Genomic DNA, 16,249 nt, shown 5'->3' with positions numbered 1-16,249 from the left:
CGGTGCGGCCCGCGGCACATCGGCCCGCGTACTCAGACCAGCGCCGCTACCGGATGGGCCTGCTCGGGGACCTGGCGCCAGCCACGGCACGGGGCCCGCCGTCCTCGACCGGACCGGCAGCCGCGACCGCGTGCAGGCCGCCATCCCGGCCATCCGGGCCGGGCTGGCGGGAGTCCAGCTCGCGCCAGCGGGGGTCGAGCGCGGGCAGCATCGTGACCGCGAGGTAGGCCACGCCGACCGCGACCAGCGCCGGGGCGAGACCGATCCCGCCGACCAGGACGCCGGCCAGCAGCCCGCCGAGCGGCATCAGCGCGAAGCACATCGCGGTGGTCAGCGACGAGACCCGGCCGACCAGGGGCTCGGGGATCCGCTCGAAGATCACCGCGCCGAGCACCGGGTTGAGGAAGCCGGCCGCGAACCCGCTCGCGACCGACACCGCCAGCACCGCCCAGGTCGGGGTGTCGAGGGCGAGCACCACGAACCGCGGCGCCCCGGCGACCAGGAACGCCACCAGGTACGTCGCGTACCGCGGCAGCCCGGCCGCCCAGGCCGCCGCGCAGAGGGCCCCGACCGCGGACGCACCGCCGAACACGGCCAGCACCAGCCCGATCGCGGCCGCGCCCCCGCCGTACTCGTCGGCCCAGACGGGGAGCAGCACGCTCACGTAGGCGACGTCGAGCAGGTTGGTCAGCGCCACCATCACCGAGATCCCCAGCAGCACCGGGTCGCGTCGCAGGAAGTCCCACCCCTCCCGCAGCTGCCGTGCGTACCCGCCTGTGGATGGTGCCGCCGAGTCGGCGCACATGTGCGCCGACTCGGCGGGGTTCTCCACAGGTGGGCGGGTGGCCCAGGCGAGGAGGGCGGCGGCGAGGCCGAACGACAGGGCGTCGACGAGCAGGGCGGTGGCGGGGCCGACGGCGGCGACCAGGAGGCCGGCGCAGATCGAGCCGAGCAGGGTGGCGGTGCGCTTGACGGTGGAGTGCAGGCCCGTCGCCCGCTCCAGGGGTACGGCGGCCTCGCGGGCCAGCGCCGGCACCATCGCGCCCTTGGCCGCGTCGCTCGGACCGCGCAGCGCCCCGGCCAGCGCGACCAGGGCCAGGAACAGCCCGAAGCTCAGCGCCCCGAGCCCATGGAGCAGCGGGATCGCGCCGACCACGGCGACCGAGCCGACGTCGCAGGTGATGGCCACCCGGCGCGGGCCGAGCCGGTCGATCACCGGCCCGCCGAGCACCTTGAGCACGACCAGCGGCAGCAGCTCGACCAGGGCGACCAGCCCGGTCCGCGTCGCCGACCCGGTCGTCGTGAGCACGAACCACGGCAGCGCGATCATCGAGACCCGGGTGCCGGTCAGGGAGACGGCCTCCGCGCTCAGCCAGCCGTAGAGCGGCCGCCTCACGACGGATCCACCACCTGGGTCCCGGGCCGCGGGTAGGCCTGCAGCACCACCATGAAGTCCCCGACCTCCGCGCCCTCCTCCTCGTCGACCTCCTCGACGATCCGCTCGAGCGCGGTGACCAGCGCCTCGGCCCGCGCCGGCGTCAGCCGGACCATCCAGTCGCTGAGCCTCGTCGTACGACGCCACGCCTCGGGCAGCAGCTCCTGCTCCTCGACCGCCCGCTGCAGGAACTCGGTCTGCACGACCGCGACCGACTGCTCGAACGCCCGCACCGCCGCCCGCTCCTCCTCGGTCGCCGGCTGGTCGGTGAACGTCGACTGGTGCGCCGCCCGCCACCACCGCTCGCGCCCGTTGCCGCGCCCGGCGTCGTCCTCGATGAACCCGTGGGTCGCCAGCTGGCGCAGGTGGTACGACGTCGCGCCGCTGTTCAGTCCCAGCCGGGTCGCCAGCCCGGTGGCCGTCGCCGGCCCCTCGGCCCGCAGCAGCCCGAGCATCCGCAGTCGCACGGGATGGCTGAGCGCCCGCAGCTGCTGCGGGGTCGGCGTGATCCGGGTGAGCTCCATGGGGAGATCGTAAACCGCAAAGACTCATTTGCAAATGTTCCTTTGCGGTGGTCGGCGTCGAGCTGTAACGCGATGTTCGCCGCACTAGGTACGTGCTGCAGCGCGTACCTAGTGCGGCGAACATCGCGTTACAGCCGCGCCCGCCCCCGGCCGGGCCGGGCCGCCGCGGGCTCGGCGTTACCACCCGGCAACGTCCGTCGGGGAGGCTGGGGACCATGTCGATCAAGGTCGCCCTGGAGCACCGGACCACCTACGACTTCGCCGAGCCCGTGAACGTCGCCCCGCACGTGGTCCGGCTGCGGCCGGCACCGCACGCGCGGACGCCGATCGAGGCGTACTCGCTCGAGGTCGAGCCGAAGGGGCACTTCCTCAACTGGCAGCAGGACCCGTTCGGGAACTGGCTGGCCCGGCTGGTGTTCCCGGAGAAGACCACGCGGCTGCAGATCACCGTCGGGCTGGTGGCCGACCTGATGGTGATCAACCCGTTCGACTTCTTCGTCGAGGAGTACGCCGAGCGCTTCCCGTTCGCCTACGAGCCCGGGCTGGCCGCCGACCTGGCGCCGTACCTGCGGCCGGTCGAGGACAGCGAGCAGGCCGCGGCCTGGAAGGACCGGCAGGCCGAGCCGGACGGCGTCCCGATCGTCGACTTCCTGGCCGGCCTGAACGCCGCGGTCAACCGCGACGTCGCCTACAGCGTCCGCATGGAGGCGGGCGTCCAGACCCCCGACGAGACCCTGGGCAAGGCGATCGGCTCGTGCCGTGACAGCGCGTGGCTGCTGGTCAGCCTGCTGCGCCAGTACGGCCTCGCGGCCCGGTTCGTCTCCGGCTACCTGGTCCAGCTGGCCGCCGACCAGGAGGCGCTCGACGGCCCCAGCGGACCGGTCCAGGACTTCACCGACCTGCACGCCTGGGCCGAGGTGTTCGTCCCGGGCGCGGGCTGGGTCGGGATGGACCCGACGTCGAGCCTGTTCGCCGGCGAGGGCCACATCCCGCTCAGCGCCACCCCCCACCCGAGCAGCGCCGCGCCGATCGAGGGCGCGACCGACCCGGTCGAGGTGACCTTCTCGTTCCACAACGAGGTCAGCCGGGTGCACGAGGACCCCCGGGTCACCAAGCCCTACACCGACGCCGAGTGGGGCCGCATCGACGCGCTCGGCGAGGCCGTCGACGCCCGCCTGGTGCAGGGCGACGTCCGGCTCACCATGGGCGGCGAGCCGACCTTCGTCTCCCTCGACGACGCCACCAGCCCGCAGTGGAACAGCGACGCCGACGGCGCCGAGAAGCGCGCGCTCGCGAACGACCTCGCCGACCGGCTGCGGACGACGTACGCCGCCGGCGGGGTGGTCCACCGCGGCCAGGGCAAGTGGTACCCGGGCGAGCCGTTGCCGCGCTGGAACATCGCGCTCCAGTGGCGCACCGACGGCGTACCGCTCTGGCAGGACCCGGCGCTGTTCGCCGACCCCTGGGGGGCCTCGACGGGCTCGACCACCGGTGGGGACGCCGCCGCGACCGAGCACGCCGAGGCCCTCGCGAGGCGGGTCACGAAGGTGCTCGGGCTGCCGGACGACCAGCTGCGGCCGGCGTACGAGGACCCGCTCCTCGCCCTCGCCGACGAGGTACGGCGCCCGCACGGCGAGCGACCCGGCAGCGAGGACGCGGACGTCGCGGAGCTCGACGCCACCGTGACCACCCCCACCGGCTGGGTCCTGCCCATCACCACCGGCGAGGAGTGGACCAGCCCGGCCTGGCGGTTCCGCCGCGGCCGGCTGGTGCTGACCGGCGGCACCAGCGCGGTCGGCCTGCGGCTGCCGCTCGACGCGATCTCGTGGGAGGACCCCGAGCACCCCGGCGACTGGCCGGCCCCCGAGCGGAGCACGCCGCTGGAGCCGAAGGTCCCGGTCGTGACGATGACCAGCCCCGAGGGGGTCGCCACCACGGCGATCGCCTTCGAGGCCCGCGAGGGTCACGTGCACGTCTTCCTGCCGCCGACCGAGCGGCTGGAGGACTACGCCGACCTGCTCCGCCTGGTCGAGGTGGCCACCCGCCGGGTCGGCTGCCCGGTGGTGCTGGAGGGCTACGGCCCGCCCGCCGACCCGCGGCTGACCCAGCTCGTGGTCACGCCCGACCCCGGCGTCATCGAGGTCAACGTGCAGCCCACGGCGAGCTGGGCGGAGCAGAGGGCGCTCACCGAGACCCTCTACGAGGAGGCCCGGCAGGCCCGGCTGACCACCGAGAAGTTCGACCTCGACGGGCTGCACACCGGCACCGGCGGCGGCAACCACCTGACCCTCGGCGGCACCCAGCCGACCGACAGCCCGCTGCTGCGCCGGCCCGACCTGCTGGTCAGCCTGATCACCTACTGGCAGCGCCACCCCGCGCTGTCGTACCTCTTCTCCGGGCGCTTCATCGGCCCCACCAGCCAGGCGCCGCGCTTCGACGAGGGCCGGCCGGAGGCGACGTACGAGATGGAGATCGCCTTCGCCGAGATCGCCCGGCTGGTCGCCGAGCAGGACGAGCACGGTCTGGAGCCGCGGCCGTGGCTGGTCGACCGCGCCCTGCGCCACCTGCTGACCGACCTCACCGGCAACACGCACCGGGCCGAGTTCTGCATCGACAAGATGTTCAGCCCGGACTCCTCGCGCGGCCGGCTCGGCCTGCTCGAGCTGCGCGGCTTCGAGATGCCCCCGCACCCGCAGATGGCGCTGCTCCAGGCCCTGCTCGTGCGCAGCCTGGTCGCCATGTTCTGGGAGCGCCCGCTCATCGCGCCGCTCACCCGCTGGGGCACCGCCCTGCACGAGGACTTCCTGCTCCCGCAGGGCGCAAGCGCCGACATCGCGGCCGTGGTCGCCGACCTGCGCGCCCACGGGATCGCCTTCGAGGAGTCCTGGCTGGCGCCGTTCACCGAGTTCCGCTTCCCGCGGATCGGCGCCACCCGGGTCGGCACCGGATCCGGGGGAGGCGTCGAGCTCGAGCTGCGCCAGGCCATCGAGCCCTGGCACGTCCTCGGCGAGGAGGCCACCGCCGGCGGCACCGCCCGGTACGTCGACTCCAGCGTCGAGCGGCTCCAGGTCTCCGCCCGCGGGATCGACCTGCACCGGCACCTGGTGACGTGTCAGGGTGTCCCGGTGCCTCTCACGCCCACGGGTGTCCCGGGCGAGTTCTACGCCGGGGTCCGCTACCGCGCCTGGCAGCCGTGGTCCGCGCTGCACCCGTCGATCGAGGTGCACGCCCCGCTCCACGTCGACGTCGTCGACACGGCCGCGGAGGTCAGCCTCGGCGGCGCGACGTACCACGTCGTCCACCCGGGGGGCCGCAGCTACGACCACCCGCCGGTGAACGCCAACGAGGCCGAGGCCCGGCGGGCCAGCCGGTTCGAGGCGCGCGGTCACACCGCCGGCCGGCTCGACGTCGCCGCGATCCGCGAGCGCGGCCGCCGCGCGGCCAGCGCCGAGTACCCGCACACGCTCGACCTCCGTCGGGTTCGATGACCGTCCTGCGCGACTACGCCGAGGCCGTGGGCCAGCCCGCGCTCGGCGACGAGCCCACCCGGTACGACGAGGTCGTCGGCCCGGACGGCTCGCTGCGGCCGGCCTGGAAGGGGCTGGCCGAGGTCGCGGTCGGGCTGACCCGGCGCGAGCTGGACCGCGTGCACGGCGAGATCACCCGCTTCCTGGCCGACGACGGCGTCACCTACGCGCGCCCGGGCGAGGGGGTCGGCCCGTGGCGGCTGGACCCGGTGCCGCTGGTGATCGACGCCGCGACCTGGACCCGGCTCGAGGTCGGCCTGGCCCAGCGGGCCGAGCTGCTCAACGCCGTCCTCGCCGACCTGTACGGCGAGCAGCAGCTGCTCTCCGAGGGCATCGTCCCGCCGGCGGTGGTGCTCGGCCACGGCGGCTTCACCCGGGTCGTGGCCCGGGCCTCGGCCAACGACCCCCGCCCGCTGGTGCTGGCCGCCACCGACCTGGGCCGGGACGCCGAGGGTGCCTGGCGGGTGCTGGCCGACCGGGCGCAGGCGCCGTCCGGCATCGGCTACGCGATGGAGAACCGCCGCGTCGTCTCCCGGGTGATGCCCGAGCTCTACCGCGAGGCCGGCCTGCACCGGATCGAGCCGTACTTCTGGGCGCTGCGCTCGGCCCTCATCCAGTCCGCGCAGGGCGAGCTGGCCGACCCGCGGGTCGTGGTGCTCTCGCCGGGCACCCACTCCGAGACGGCGTACGACCAGTCGTTCATCGCATCACAGCTCGGCTTCCCGCTGGTCCAGGGCAGCGACCTCGTCGTCCGCGACGGCTGGGTGTGGGCCAAGCGACCGGGTGGGCTCGACCGCGTCGACGTCATCCTGCGTCGCGTCGACGCCGCCTGGAGCGACCCGCTGGAGCTGCGCGGGGAGTCCCAGCTCGGCGTCGCCGGGCTCGTCGAGGCGGTACGGCGTGGCCGCGTCCGGGTCGTCAACGGCCTCGGCGCCGGCGTGCTGGAGAACCCCGGCCTGCTGCCCTACCTGCCCGCCGCCTCCGAGGCGCTGTTGGGCGAGCCGCTCCGGCTGTCCGCCGTCCCCACCTGGTGGTGCGGGGAGCCGCACGCGCTGGACCACGTGCTCGACCGGCTCGACTCGCTGGTGCTGCGGGCGATCGACGGCCCGGCCGACGCGCTGGCCGACCTGAGCGCGGCCGAGAAGCGCGAGCGGCTGCTCGACGAGCCGCACCGCTACGTCGGCCAGGAGTCGCTGCCGCTGTCGCAGTCCCCGACCTGGTCGGCGGGCGGCACCTCCCCGCGGCCGCTCACCCTCCGCACCTTCACGCTGCGCTACGGCTCGGCGTACCGGCCGATGGTCGGGGGGCTGGCCACGACGGCCGGCGACCGCCCGGTCAGCAAGGACGTGTGGGTGCTGAAGGCGGCGCCCGGCGACGCCGACCAGGGACTCTCCGAGGTCATGTCGATGACCAACGTCCGGTCGTCGGCGGTGCTCGTGCCGCGCATCCTCGAGGACATGTTCTGGTTCGGCCGGTACGCCGAGCGGGCCGAGGACCTGCTGCGCCTCGTGCTCGCCGCGCACGCGCTCGCCGAGGACTTCCGCACCCGGCCGCGCTCGACCGGCGGCGCCAGCCTGGGCGTGATGATGGCGGCCGTGCAGCGGCTGGCCGGGCGCTGGCACGACGACCTCGACGAGGAGTTCCGCTCGCTGGTGCTCGACGCCGGCCGGTCCGGGTCGGTCGCCCACGCGGTCGCGGGCCTGCGCGACTCGCTGCAGGGCGTCCGCGACCAGCTCTCCGGGGACATCTGGCGCGCGTTCGGCACCACCGACCGGGCCACCGCCGCGCTGGTCGAGTCGCCGCACAGCCACCAGCTCGCGGAGAGCGCCGGCCGGATGCTGACCGGCATCCTGTCGCTGCAGGGCGTCACCGCGAGCATGATCCGCGACGCCGGCTGGCACATGATCGGCGCGGGCCGGGCCCTCGAGCGCGGCGTCCAGCTCTGCCACCTGCTCCGCGGTACGACGACCGTGCGCCGCGGCATCGACGTCGACCGCGAGGTGCTCAACGCCGTCCTCCTCTCCGCGGAGAGCGCGGTCACCCACCGACGGCGTTACCGCGGCTACGTCCGCCCGGCCGGCGTGCTCGACCTGCTGCTGGTGGACCGCGACAACCCGCGCTCGCTGGCCTTCTCGCTGGCCGAGCTCCGCGTCCACCTGGCCGCGCTCCCGGCGTCCACCGGCTCGACCCGGCCCGAGCGGCTGCTCGACGACCTGGTCGCCGAGCTGGAGGCCCAGGAGATCGCGGCCCTGGTCGCCATCGGCGGCGTCGGCCGGCCCAACCTGGAGACCTTCCTCGACGGCTACCTCGTCCAGCTCGACCGGCTCGGCGCCGCCATCGCCGAGCTGCACCTGGCCTCCGGCCCCGCGCCGCGCCCGATCACCGCGATGACGCTCGTCGAGGAGCCGGTGTGAGCGCCCGCTACGTCGTCACCCACCGCACGACCTACTCCTACGACGAGGACGTCACCGACTCGCTCGGCATCGCCCACCTGGTCCCGCGGTCGCTGCCGTGGCAGGAGGTCGGGTCCGCGACGGTCACCGTCGACCCGGCCCCGGGCGACCTGGCCCACGACACCGACCACTACGGCAACACCGCGACGTACTTCCAGGTGACCCGCGGTCACCGCCGGCTGGAGATCACCGCCTCGAGCGAGGTCGCGGTCACCGCGCCGTCGTACGACGAGGCCGCGCTGGGCGCGCCCTGGGAGCAGGCCCGCCCGCTCGTCGTACCGCGGGTGCCCGGCGCCTGGCGGGCCACCGACTTCGCGCTCGGGTCCGACCAGGTCGAGCGGACCGCCGAGGCGCACGCCTACGCCGCGCAGTCGCTGCGGCCGGGGCGGGCGGTCGGCGAGGCCGCGCGGGACCTGATGCACCGCATCCACGCCGACTTCGAGTACGACCAGAAGGCCACCACCGTCACCAGCACGGTCCCGGAGATCCTCGCCAAGCGAGCCGGCGTCTGCCAGGACTTCGCCCACCTGACCATCGCCTGCCTGCGCAGCCACGGCCTCGCCGCGCGCTACGTCAGCGGCTACCTCTCCACCGACCCGCCGCCCGGCAAGGAGCGGGTCGTCGGCGCCGACGCGTCGCACGCCTGGGTGGCCGTCTGGGCGCCCGCGCCCGACGGGGCCTCGGACGGGGAGTGGCTGGCGCTCGACCCGACCAACGACCAGCCGGCGAACGACCGCTACGTCACCGTCGCCTGGGGCCGCGACTACGGCGACGTCACCCCGGTGAAGGGCGTGATCTTCACCGAGGCCAAGCGGTCCACGCTGCGGGTGTCGGTCGACGTCGCGCCGGTTACCCCCTCCTCGTGAAGTCCTTCCGCTGCCGGGTGTGCGACAACGCCCTCTTCTTCGAGAACTCCGTCTGCGTCTCCTGCGGGACCGCGCTGGGCTTCTCCCGTGCCGAGCGCGCGATCGTCCCCGTCGACGAGAACGGCCGGTACGTCGACGCGAGCGGCCTGGTCTGGCACGTCTGCGCCAACCTCAACCTGTCCGGCTGCACCTGGCTGGCCGCGATCGAGGGCGGCCAGTGCTTCGCCTGCGACCTGACCCGCACCCGGCCGAACGACGAGGACCTGGAGGGGCTCGCGAACTACCCCGTGGCCGAGCAGGCCAAGCGGCACCTGATCGTCGACCTCGACACCCTGGGCTTCCCCGTCGTCGGGAAGGACAGCGACCCGGTCGAGGGCCTCGCCTTCGACCTGCTCTCCTCGGTGGACGAGAACGTCGTCATCGGCCACGAGGACGGCGTGATCACCATCGACCTCGCCGAGAGCGACGACGCCTACCGCGAGAAGGTCCGCGCCCAGCTCGCCGAGCCCTACCGCACCATGCTCGGTCACTTCCGCCACGAGGTCGGCCACTACTACGAGTGGCAGCTGGTCCGCGGCGACGAGCGGATGGCCCGCTGCCGCGAGCTGTTCGGCGACGAGTCGAAGGACTACCAGGCCGAGATCGACCGCCACTACAGCGAGGGTCCGCCCGCCGACTGGGCCGAGCGCTACCTCTCGACGTACGCCACCATGCACCCGTTCGAGGACTTCGCCGAGACCTGGGCGCACTTCCTGCACATCAGCGACACCATCGAGACCGCCGGCGAGTACGGCCTCACCTCGGTCGCACCGGTCAGTGCCTTCTCGAACTTCCGTGACGTGGTCACCGGCATCTGGGTCCCGCTCTCGACCGCGCTCAACATGATCAACCGCAGCATGGGCAAGGACGACCTCTACCCGTTCGTCATCCCCGCGCCGGTCCTGGACAAGCTGGACTTCGTCGCCTCGCTGCGCGGGGCGCCGGACTCGTCGGCGGCCTAGACCTCACCGCGATTTCGCCACGGCCGGCCCGGCCGGTCCCTAGGGTCGGCCGGTGACCACCACCCTGCGCCGTACCTCCGTCGCCGTCCTGTCCCTCGCCCTGGGTGCTGCCGCCCTCGTCGGCACCGCCCCCACGGCCCACGCCGCGGCCCCCGAGGGAGGAGCCTTCGTCGGGACCACCTTCGACCATGACGGCGACCCGACCTGCTCCCTGGTCGACACCGGCGACGGCGACGAGGTGGCGCTCCCGTCCAACGGGGTTCCCGTCAAGCGGTCGTACTCGACGACCGGAACGGTCACCGACAGCAACGACCCCGAGGACGTCACCCGGCTCACGGCGTCGGTCACCGGCACCGCGCGGGCCACCACGGTCGGTGGCACCCTCGGCACGTTCGAGGTGACCTCGAACGCGCGGGCCACGGCCAGCGCCACGCAGGGCGCGAGCTCGTCCTGCATCGGCGAGGCGGAGGCGACGGCGGGCGCGGTCGTGCAGTTCCAGCTGACGACGCCTGGCTGGCTCACGATCACCACCGCGACCTCTCGCGGCGGAACGGCGCAGATCGCCGTCACGAGCGCGGACGACGGCGAGACGGCGCACGCGGAGATCAGCCAGGACGTCCAGGGCACGAGCACCCGTCGGGTGTACCTGCCGGTCGGCACGTTCGTGATCTACGTCAACCACGGCGTGACCGCCTACACCGGCAGCGACGCCCGGCCCTCGGTGGCCGCCTCGCTGACGACCACGGCGTCCTTCGTCCCGGCAGGCTCGGCCACCGCGCCGGCCGCCGGAGCCGCAGCGCCGTACGTCGCCCTCGGCGCGCGCGGGTGCGCGTCGCGCACCGTCGCCGCGACGTTCCCCAGCGCCAAGCTGCGCTCGAAGATCGCCACCACGACCTTCTACGTCAACGGGGTCCGCAGGGCCGTGGTCAAGGGCGGGCCGACGAAGCCGGTCGTCCTCGGCGCGGTGCCGACCGGCGCGGTCACGGTCAAGGCGGTCGTCCAGCTGAAGTCGACGAAGAAAAAGACCAAGAAGGGCAAGAAGCCGAAGACGGTCAAGGGCAAGGTGCTCACCGTGAGCCGGTCCTACGTCGGCTGCGCGTAGCCCGTCGTACACGAACGGACACAAGTCGGCCCGGGCGCCGCGGCTCAGGCGGCGCGGCGCCCGGGGCAGAGGACTTGTGTCCGTTCGTGTACGAGTGCCTCGAGCACGGCCCGCACGTCGTCGGGCCGGAACATCACGTCCTCCCAGGCGAAGCGCACCTCCACCACGGACACCCGAGCACCGTGCCGCAGGCCGCTCAGCTCCGCGACCGCTCCTCCACAGGCTCAGCGGTCGTTGAGCGAGAAGTGCTGGTAGTCCTTCAGCGACCGCCAGGCCCCGCCCCAGCCCCAGCCGATCGCGCCGAAGGCCCGCACCACCGGCCCGTCGGCGGTGATCATCCCGGGCCGCACCCGGCCGCGGTCGAGGTACGACGACGCCAGCTCCGGCAGCACCACGTCCCCCTTCTCGTAGGGGTTCTGGAAGGAGTTGACGTCGATCGCGGTCCCGTAGGCGTGCTGGGAATACGACGTCCCGCCGGTGACCGGGCGGCAGACGAAGGCCTCGGTGTTGTTGCCGTCCCCGGTCGGCTCGGCCTCCAGGTCGGCAGGCGTGCTGATCCGCATCTCCTCGAGCGGGAAGTCGGCCCGCCACAGCTCCCGGAACACCGCGACCACGTCGTCGGCGACCGGGGAGGCGACCAGCAGCTCGCCGGTGTGCCGGGCGCCGTCGAAGCCGCGGAAGGTCAGCCGCACCCAGGCGAGCCCGGACCGGTCGACGGGACAGCCCCGGGCCCAGGTGGAGCGCGCGACCACCTCGTCGGGTGCCGGGTCGGCGACCCGCGCCCGGAAGCCGGAGCCCGGGAGCATCGGCAGCCGGTCCGGCAGCGTGAACCGGCGCCGCCGGAGCTCGCGCGGGGTCGGCCGCACCTCGCCGTACCCGCTCGCGGTGACGGGCAGGGCCCGCGTGCCGAGCCAGGCGGGCGGGGTCGCCCCGGGCACCGGGGCGGTCGTCGGCGGGGCCGTGTCCGAGTTACCCGGTCCACCGGGTAACTCGGACGTTCCCGGGGTTCCTGTCCGGGTCGGCTCCGGCGGCGCGGCCGACTCCTCGGGGCTGCTGCACGCGACGAGCAGCAGCACGAGCAGCGGGAGGAGGCGGCGCACGGACCCGAACCTACGGCCCTGGGGGTGAACCCCGGTGATTGATCATTCACCTACAGTGGGCGCATGAGCACCGAGCCCGACCAGACCCCGACGTACGTCGCGAAGGGCCAGGAGTTCGACCGGGACATGACCTACGTCCCGGACCGGATCACCCGCGACGCCCGCACCCCCGAGCACGGCCCCGTGGAGGGGAGGCTGTGGCCGGTCGAGCCCGGCCGCTACCGGCTGGTCGCCGCGGCCGCGTGCCCGTGGGCCAACCGCACGCTCATCGTGCGCAAGCTGCTGGGCCTCGAGGACGTGCTGTCCGTCGGCATGCCCGGACCGACCCACGACCAGCGCAGCTGGACCTTCGACCTCGACCACGACGGAGTCGACCCGGTGCTCGGCATCCACTTCCTGCGCGACGCCTACGAGAAGCGCTTCCCGGGCTACCCGCGCGGCATCACCGTGCCGGCGATCGTGGAGGTCGAGACCGGCGAGCTCGTCACCAACGACTTCCCGTGGATCACCCACGACCTCTTCTTCGAGTGGACCGAGCACCACCGGCCGGGCGCCCCCGACCTGTGGCCGGCCGAGCTCCGCGAGGAGATGGAGACCGTGATGAAGCGGGTCTTCACCGAGGTCAACAACGGCGTCTACCGCTGCGGCTTCGCCGGCTCCCAGGAGGCGTACGACGCCGCCTACGAGCGGCTCTGGACCGCCCTGGACTGGCTGGAGGAGCGGCTCGCGACCCGTCGCTACCTGATGGGCGACGCGATCACCGAGGCCGACGTCCGGCTGTTCACGACCCTGGCCCGCTTCGACGCGGTCTACCACGGCCACTTCAAGTGCAACCGCCAGAAGCTGGTCGAGCTGCCGCACCTGTGGGGCTACGCGCGCGACCTGTTCCAGACGCCGGGCTTCGGCGAGACGATCGACTTCGAGCAGATCAAGCAGCACTACTACGTCGTGCACACCGACGTGAACCCGTCCGGCATCGTCCCGCTCGGCCCCGACCCGTCCGGCTGGGAGACGCCCCACGGCCGCGAGGCGCTCTCGGCCTAGCCTGAGGACATGGGTCACGACCACGCGCACGGGAAGGGGCACTCGCACGCCACCGGACGCGCCGAGGACCGGGCGCGGCTGAAGCTGGTCCTCGCGATCACCGGCAGTGTGCTGGTCATCGAGCTGATCGGCGCCTGGCTGGCCGGCTCCCTCGCCCTGCTCGCCGACGCCGGCCACATGGCCACCGACACGGCGGCGATCGTGCTCGCGCTGGGAGCGTCGTACGTCGCGGCGCGTCCGGCGGGTCCGCGCACCACGTTCGGCCTGCACCGCGCCGAGGTGCTCGCCGCGCTACTGAACGCCCTGGTCCTGCTCGGCGTCTGCGTCTACCTCGCGTACGCCGGGACGATGCGCCTGGTCGATCCCGGGACGGCCGAGGTCGAGGCCGGCCTGCTGATCGTCTTCGCGGCCGCCGGCCTGGCCGCCAACGCCGTGTCGCTGCTGGTGCTCAGCCGGTCGGGGAGCGACTCGCTCAACCTGCGCGGCGCGCTCAACGAGGTCATGGCCGACACCCTCGGCTCGGTGCTGGCCCTGGTCGCCGGCCTGGTGATCTGGCTGTGGGACTTCCAGCAGGCCGACGCGATCGCCTCGCTGCTGATCGCGGTGCTGATCCTGCCGCGCTCGGTGTCGCTGCTGAAGGACGCAGCCGTGGTCCTCCTGGAGATCGCGCCGGGCGACCTCGACCTCGACGACGTCCGCCACCACCTGATGCACGTCCCGGGCGTCGTCGACGTCCACGACCTGCACGCCTGGACCATCACCAGCGGCATCCCGAGCCTCTCCGCCCACGTCACCGTCACCGACTCCTGCCTGGCCGAGCGCGGCGTCGGCGCGACCCTCGACGCGCTGAGCACCTGCGTCACCGACCACTTCGACGTCCGGCACACGACCTTCCAGGTCGAGCCGGCGAGCCACCGCGAGCACGAGGACCTCGGCGAAGTGCACTGAGTCGGGTGCACTGAGTCGGGCTCAGGCCGTGAGCTCCGCGAAGTGCCGCGCCATCCGGTCCGGGTCGGCGGGGCGGCCGGTGAACTGCTCGAACGCGTCGACCGCCTGCCCGACCGCCATCCCGCCGCCGGGCACCACCCGGCAGCCGCGCGAGCGGGCCAGGGCGATGAGCTCGGTCTCCAGCGGGAAATAGACGACGTCGGAGACCCACAGGTCGGGGCGGACCAGGTCGGCGGGGACGGGCAGGCCCGGGTGCCCGGTCATCCCGACCGGGGTCGCGTTGACCAGGCCGGCGGCGTCGGCGAGGGCGCGCTCGAGGTCCGGGGCGACCGAGACGCGGTCGTCGCCGTACCGCTTCGCGAGCCGTACGACGCACGCGTGCGCCCGCCCCTCGTCGGTGTCCAGGACGGCGACGTGCTCCGCGCCCAGGTCGAGCAGGCCGTAGCCGACCGCCGCTCCGGCCCCGCCCGCGCCGACCAGGACCACCCGGTCGTGGACCGCGTCGGGGAGCGTCGAGCGCAGCGCCCGGGCGTAGCCGGACCAGTCGGTGTTGCGGCCCAGCCGGCGCCCGTCGCGCAGCAGCACGGTGTTGACCGCGCCGAGGTCGGCGGCGTCCTCCGACAGCTCGTCGAGCAGCGGCAGCACCGCCTGCTTGAACGGGTGGGTGACGTTGAGGCCGTCGTACCCCAGCCGCTCGGCCCAGGTCAGCAGGGCCGGCAGGTCGGCGACGCCCAGCCCGAGCCGCTCGGCGTCGATGATCCGGTAGGTCACCGACAGCCCGTGCTCGCGACCCTCCCGCTCCTGCATCGCCGGGGTCAGCGAGGCCGAGATGCCCTGCCCCACCAGTCCCAGGGAGTACGACGCGCTCACGCCACGCCGACCCGGAGCCGACTGTCGGTGGTGCCCGGGCGCCGGCCGAGGTCGGCCGTCGGGACCCGGTGGGTGCCGCCCGGGCCGGTGAGCACCGCGATCGCGGAGACCACGCAGGCGCCGGCGGTGAAGAGCGCGACCAGCCACCAGTTGTCCGCGTCGCCGCCCATCAGCGCGCCGGCGATGGTGGGGGTGAAGCCGGCCAGCGCGAAGCCGAACTGGGTGCCGATCGCCATGCCGGAGAGCCGGACGCTGGTGGGGAAGTACTCGGCGTACGTCGCCGGCCAGACCGCGTTGGGCATGGAGTAGACGACGCCGGCCAGGGCGATCCCCGACACGAACATCAGCACCACCTGGCCGTGGGCGATCGCGCCCAGGAACACCACGACCAGCACCGCGCTGCCGAGCAGCCCGGTGACGAAGACCGGCTTGCGGCCGACCCGGTCGGAGAGCCGGGCCCAGAGCGGGATGCAGGCGATGGCCACCAGGTTGGCGACGATGGCCAGCCACAGCATGGTGTCGTCGCTGATCCCGATCTCGTAGTCGTCGGACGTGGCGAAGTTGAGCGCGAAGACCGCGAACATCGTGTTGACGGTGGCGATGAAGGCCGCGAAGAACACCCGCAGCACCCCGCGCCAGTGGTCCTGGAACAGCCGGGCCAGGGGCGCGCGCGGAGTCTCGTCGGCGGCCGCCTCGGCCTGGAAGGTCGGCGTCTCCTCGAGCCGGCGCCGGATGACCAGCCCGGCCACCACGACCACCGCGCTGAGCCAGAACGGGATCCGCCAGCCCCAGGACTGCAGCTGGTCGTCGGAGAGCACCGCGGCCAGCGGCAGGAAGACCGCCGGGGCCAGGATCTGCCCGCCCTGGGTGCCGCTGAGCGTGAAGCTGGTGAAGAACCCGCGCCGGTCGTCGGGGGCGTGCTCGAAGGACATCGAGTTCGCGCCCGCCTGCTCGCCGGCGGCCGAGAGGCCCTGCAGGATCCGCAGCACGACCAGCAGGATCGGCGCCAGCATCCCGACCGAGCCGTACGTCGGCAGGCAGCCGACCAGGAACGTCGAGACGCCCATCAGCAGGATGGTCCCGATCATGACCTTCTTGCGGCCCAGCTTGTCCCCGATGTGGCCCATGAAGAACGACCCGACGGGACGGGCGACGTACGCGACGCCGAAGGTGGCGAAGGAGGCAACCGCCGCCGCGGTGTCGTTGCCCTCGGGGAAGAAGATGTCGGGGAAGACCAGCGCGGCCGCGGTGCCGTAGATCGCGAAGTCGTAGTACTCCAGCGCGCTGCCGAACCAGGCGGCGGTCGCCGCCCGGCCGGGCGTCCGGCTCGTCTCGGGGCTCGTGGTGCTCGTCGCGGTGCTCATGCGGACGAGTGTTGA

13 protein-coding genes are annotated in these 16,249 nt (G+C 73.7%); 7 read left to right on the top strand and 6 right to left on the bottom strand.

What is annotated here, in order from left to right:
• Positions 1-46 precede the first annotated feature (46 nt).
• Positions 47-1,396 carry an MFS transporter gene (locus tag BLT76_RS03790; protein WP_211752707.1) on the bottom strand — a complete coding sequence of 450 codons (1,350 nt, stop codon included), beginning with the start codon at positions 1,394-1,396 and terminating at the stop codon, positions 47-49.
• Positions 1,393-1,959 (bottom strand): ArsR/SmtB family transcription factor, encoded by a 567-nt coding sequence (locus BLT76_RS03785; RefSeq protein WP_090850976.1) that lies wholly within the window; start codon positions 1,957-1,959, stop codon positions 1,393-1,395. Before BLT76_RS03785 ends, BLT76_RS03790 begins: the two co-directional genes overlap by 4 nt.
• A 215-nt stretch (positions 1,960-2,174) precedes the next feature.
• Between BLT76_RS03785 and BLT76_RS03780 the strand changes: the two genes are divergently transcribed.
• From BLT76_RS03780 to BLT76_RS03760, 5 genes are read left to right on the top strand one after another with little or no spacing between them, the layout of a single operon-like run.
• Positions 2,175-5,447, top strand: a complete 3,273-nt coding sequence (locus BLT76_RS03780) for a transglutaminase family protein (RefSeq protein WP_090850974.1) — start codon at positions 2,175-2,177, stop codon at positions 5,445-5,447.
• Positions 5,444-7,900: a circularly permuted type 2 ATP-grasp protein gene (locus BLT76_RS03775; RefSeq protein ID WP_090850972.1), complete on the top strand. Its 2,457-nt coding sequence runs from the start codon at positions 5,444-5,446 to the stop codon at positions 7,898-7,900. The genes BLT76_RS03780 and BLT76_RS03775 overlap by 4 nt, the downstream gene beginning before the upstream one ends.
• On the top strand, positions 7,897-8,805 hold the full coding sequence (locus BLT76_RS03770; protein WP_090850970.1) for a transglutaminase family protein: 909 nt from the start codon (positions 7,897-7,899) through the stop codon (positions 8,803-8,805). Before BLT76_RS03775 ends, BLT76_RS03770 begins: the two co-directional genes overlap by 4 nt.
• The gene (locus tag BLT76_RS03765; RefSeq protein WP_090850968.1) at positions 8,802-9,806 is read left to right on the top strand and encodes a zinc-binding metallopeptidase family protein; all 1,005 of its coding nucleotides are present in this window, start codon (positions 8,802-8,804) and stop codon (positions 9,804-9,806) included. Before BLT76_RS03770 ends, BLT76_RS03765 begins: the two co-directional genes overlap by 4 nt.
• Positions 9,807-9,858: 52 nt before the next feature.
• Positions 9,859-10,908, top strand: coding sequence for a hypothetical protein (locus tag BLT76_RS03760; protein WP_090850966.1), 1,050 nt, complete (start codon positions 9,859-9,861; stop codon positions 10,906-10,908).
• Positions 10,909-10,952: 44 nt separating this feature from the next.
• Here BLT76_RS03760 and BLT76_RS26515 read toward each other — a convergent pair whose 3' ends face one another.
• Complete coding sequence (locus tag BLT76_RS26515; RefSeq protein WP_257025126.1) at positions 10,953-11,081, bottom strand: hypothetical protein; 129 nt, start codon at positions 11,079-11,081, stop codon at positions 10,953-10,955.
• A 51-nt stretch (positions 11,082-11,132) separates the two neighbouring features.
• Complete coding sequence (locus BLT76_RS03755) at positions 11,133-12,008, bottom strand: M15 family metallopeptidase (protein WP_090850964.1); 876 nt, start codon at positions 12,006-12,008, stop codon at positions 11,133-11,135.
• Between the two features lie 63 nt (positions 12,009-12,071).
• Between BLT76_RS03755 and BLT76_RS03750 the strand changes: the two genes are divergently transcribed.
• Entirely contained in the window at positions 12,072-13,052 is a 981-nt protein-coding gene (locus tag BLT76_RS03750; protein ID WP_090850962.1) for a glutathione S-transferase family protein, read from the top strand.
• A gap of 9 nt (positions 13,053-13,061) precedes the next feature.
• Complete coding sequence (locus tag BLT76_RS03745; RefSeq protein ID WP_090850959.1) at positions 13,062-14,000, top strand: cation diffusion facilitator family transporter; 939 nt, start codon at positions 13,062-13,064, stop codon at positions 13,998-14,000.
• Positions 14,001-14,021: 21 nt separating this feature from the next.
• Here the strand turns inward: BLT76_RS03745 and BLT76_RS03740 are convergent, their stop codons facing one another.
• Positions 14,022-14,870: a shikimate dehydrogenase gene (locus BLT76_RS03740; protein WP_090850957.1), complete on the bottom strand. Its 849-nt coding sequence runs from the start codon at positions 14,868-14,870 to the stop codon at positions 14,022-14,024.
• Positions 14,867-16,234 carry an MFS transporter gene (locus BLT76_RS03735; RefSeq protein ID WP_090850955.1) on the bottom strand — a complete coding sequence of 456 codons (1,368 nt, stop codon included), beginning with the start codon at positions 16,232-16,234 and terminating at the stop codon, positions 14,867-14,869. The genes BLT76_RS03740 and BLT76_RS03735 overlap by 4 nt, the downstream gene beginning before the upstream one ends.
• Positions 16,235-16,249 lie beyond the last annotated feature (15 nt).

This window comes from Nocardioides lianchengensis, assembly GCF_900101465.1.
Lineage (GTDB): Bacteria > Actinomycetota > Actinomycetes > Propionibacteriales > Nocardioidaceae > Nocardioides > Nocardioides lianchengensis.
Note: the sequence above shows the minus strand (reverse complement) of the source record. Positions and strands in the feature narration are given on the sequence as shown.

Coding starts and splice junctions, on each gene's coding strand:
- BLT76_RS03785 (WP_090850976.1), bottom strand. CDS start 1,959: ATGGAGCTCACCCGGATCACGCCGACCCCGCAGCAGCTGCGGGCGCTC.
- BLT76_RS03780 (WP_090850974.1), top strand. CDS start 2,175: ATGTCGATCAAGGTCGCCCTGGAGCACCGGACCACCTACGACTTCGCC.
- BLT76_RS03775 (WP_090850972.1), top strand. CDS start 5,444: ATGACCGTCCTGCGCGACTACGCCGAGGCCGTGGGCCAGCCCGCGCTC.
- BLT76_RS03750 (WP_090850962.1), top strand. CDS start 12,072: ATGAGCACCGAGCCCGACCAGACCCCGACGTACGTCGCGAAGGGCCAG.
- BLT76_RS03745 (WP_090850959.1), top strand. CDS start 13,062: ATGGGTCACGACCACGCGCACGGGAAGGGGCACTCGCACGCCACCGGA.
- BLT76_RS03735 (WP_090850955.1), bottom strand. CDS start 16,234: ATGAGCACCGCGACGAGCACCACGAGCCCCGAGACGAGCCGGACGCCC.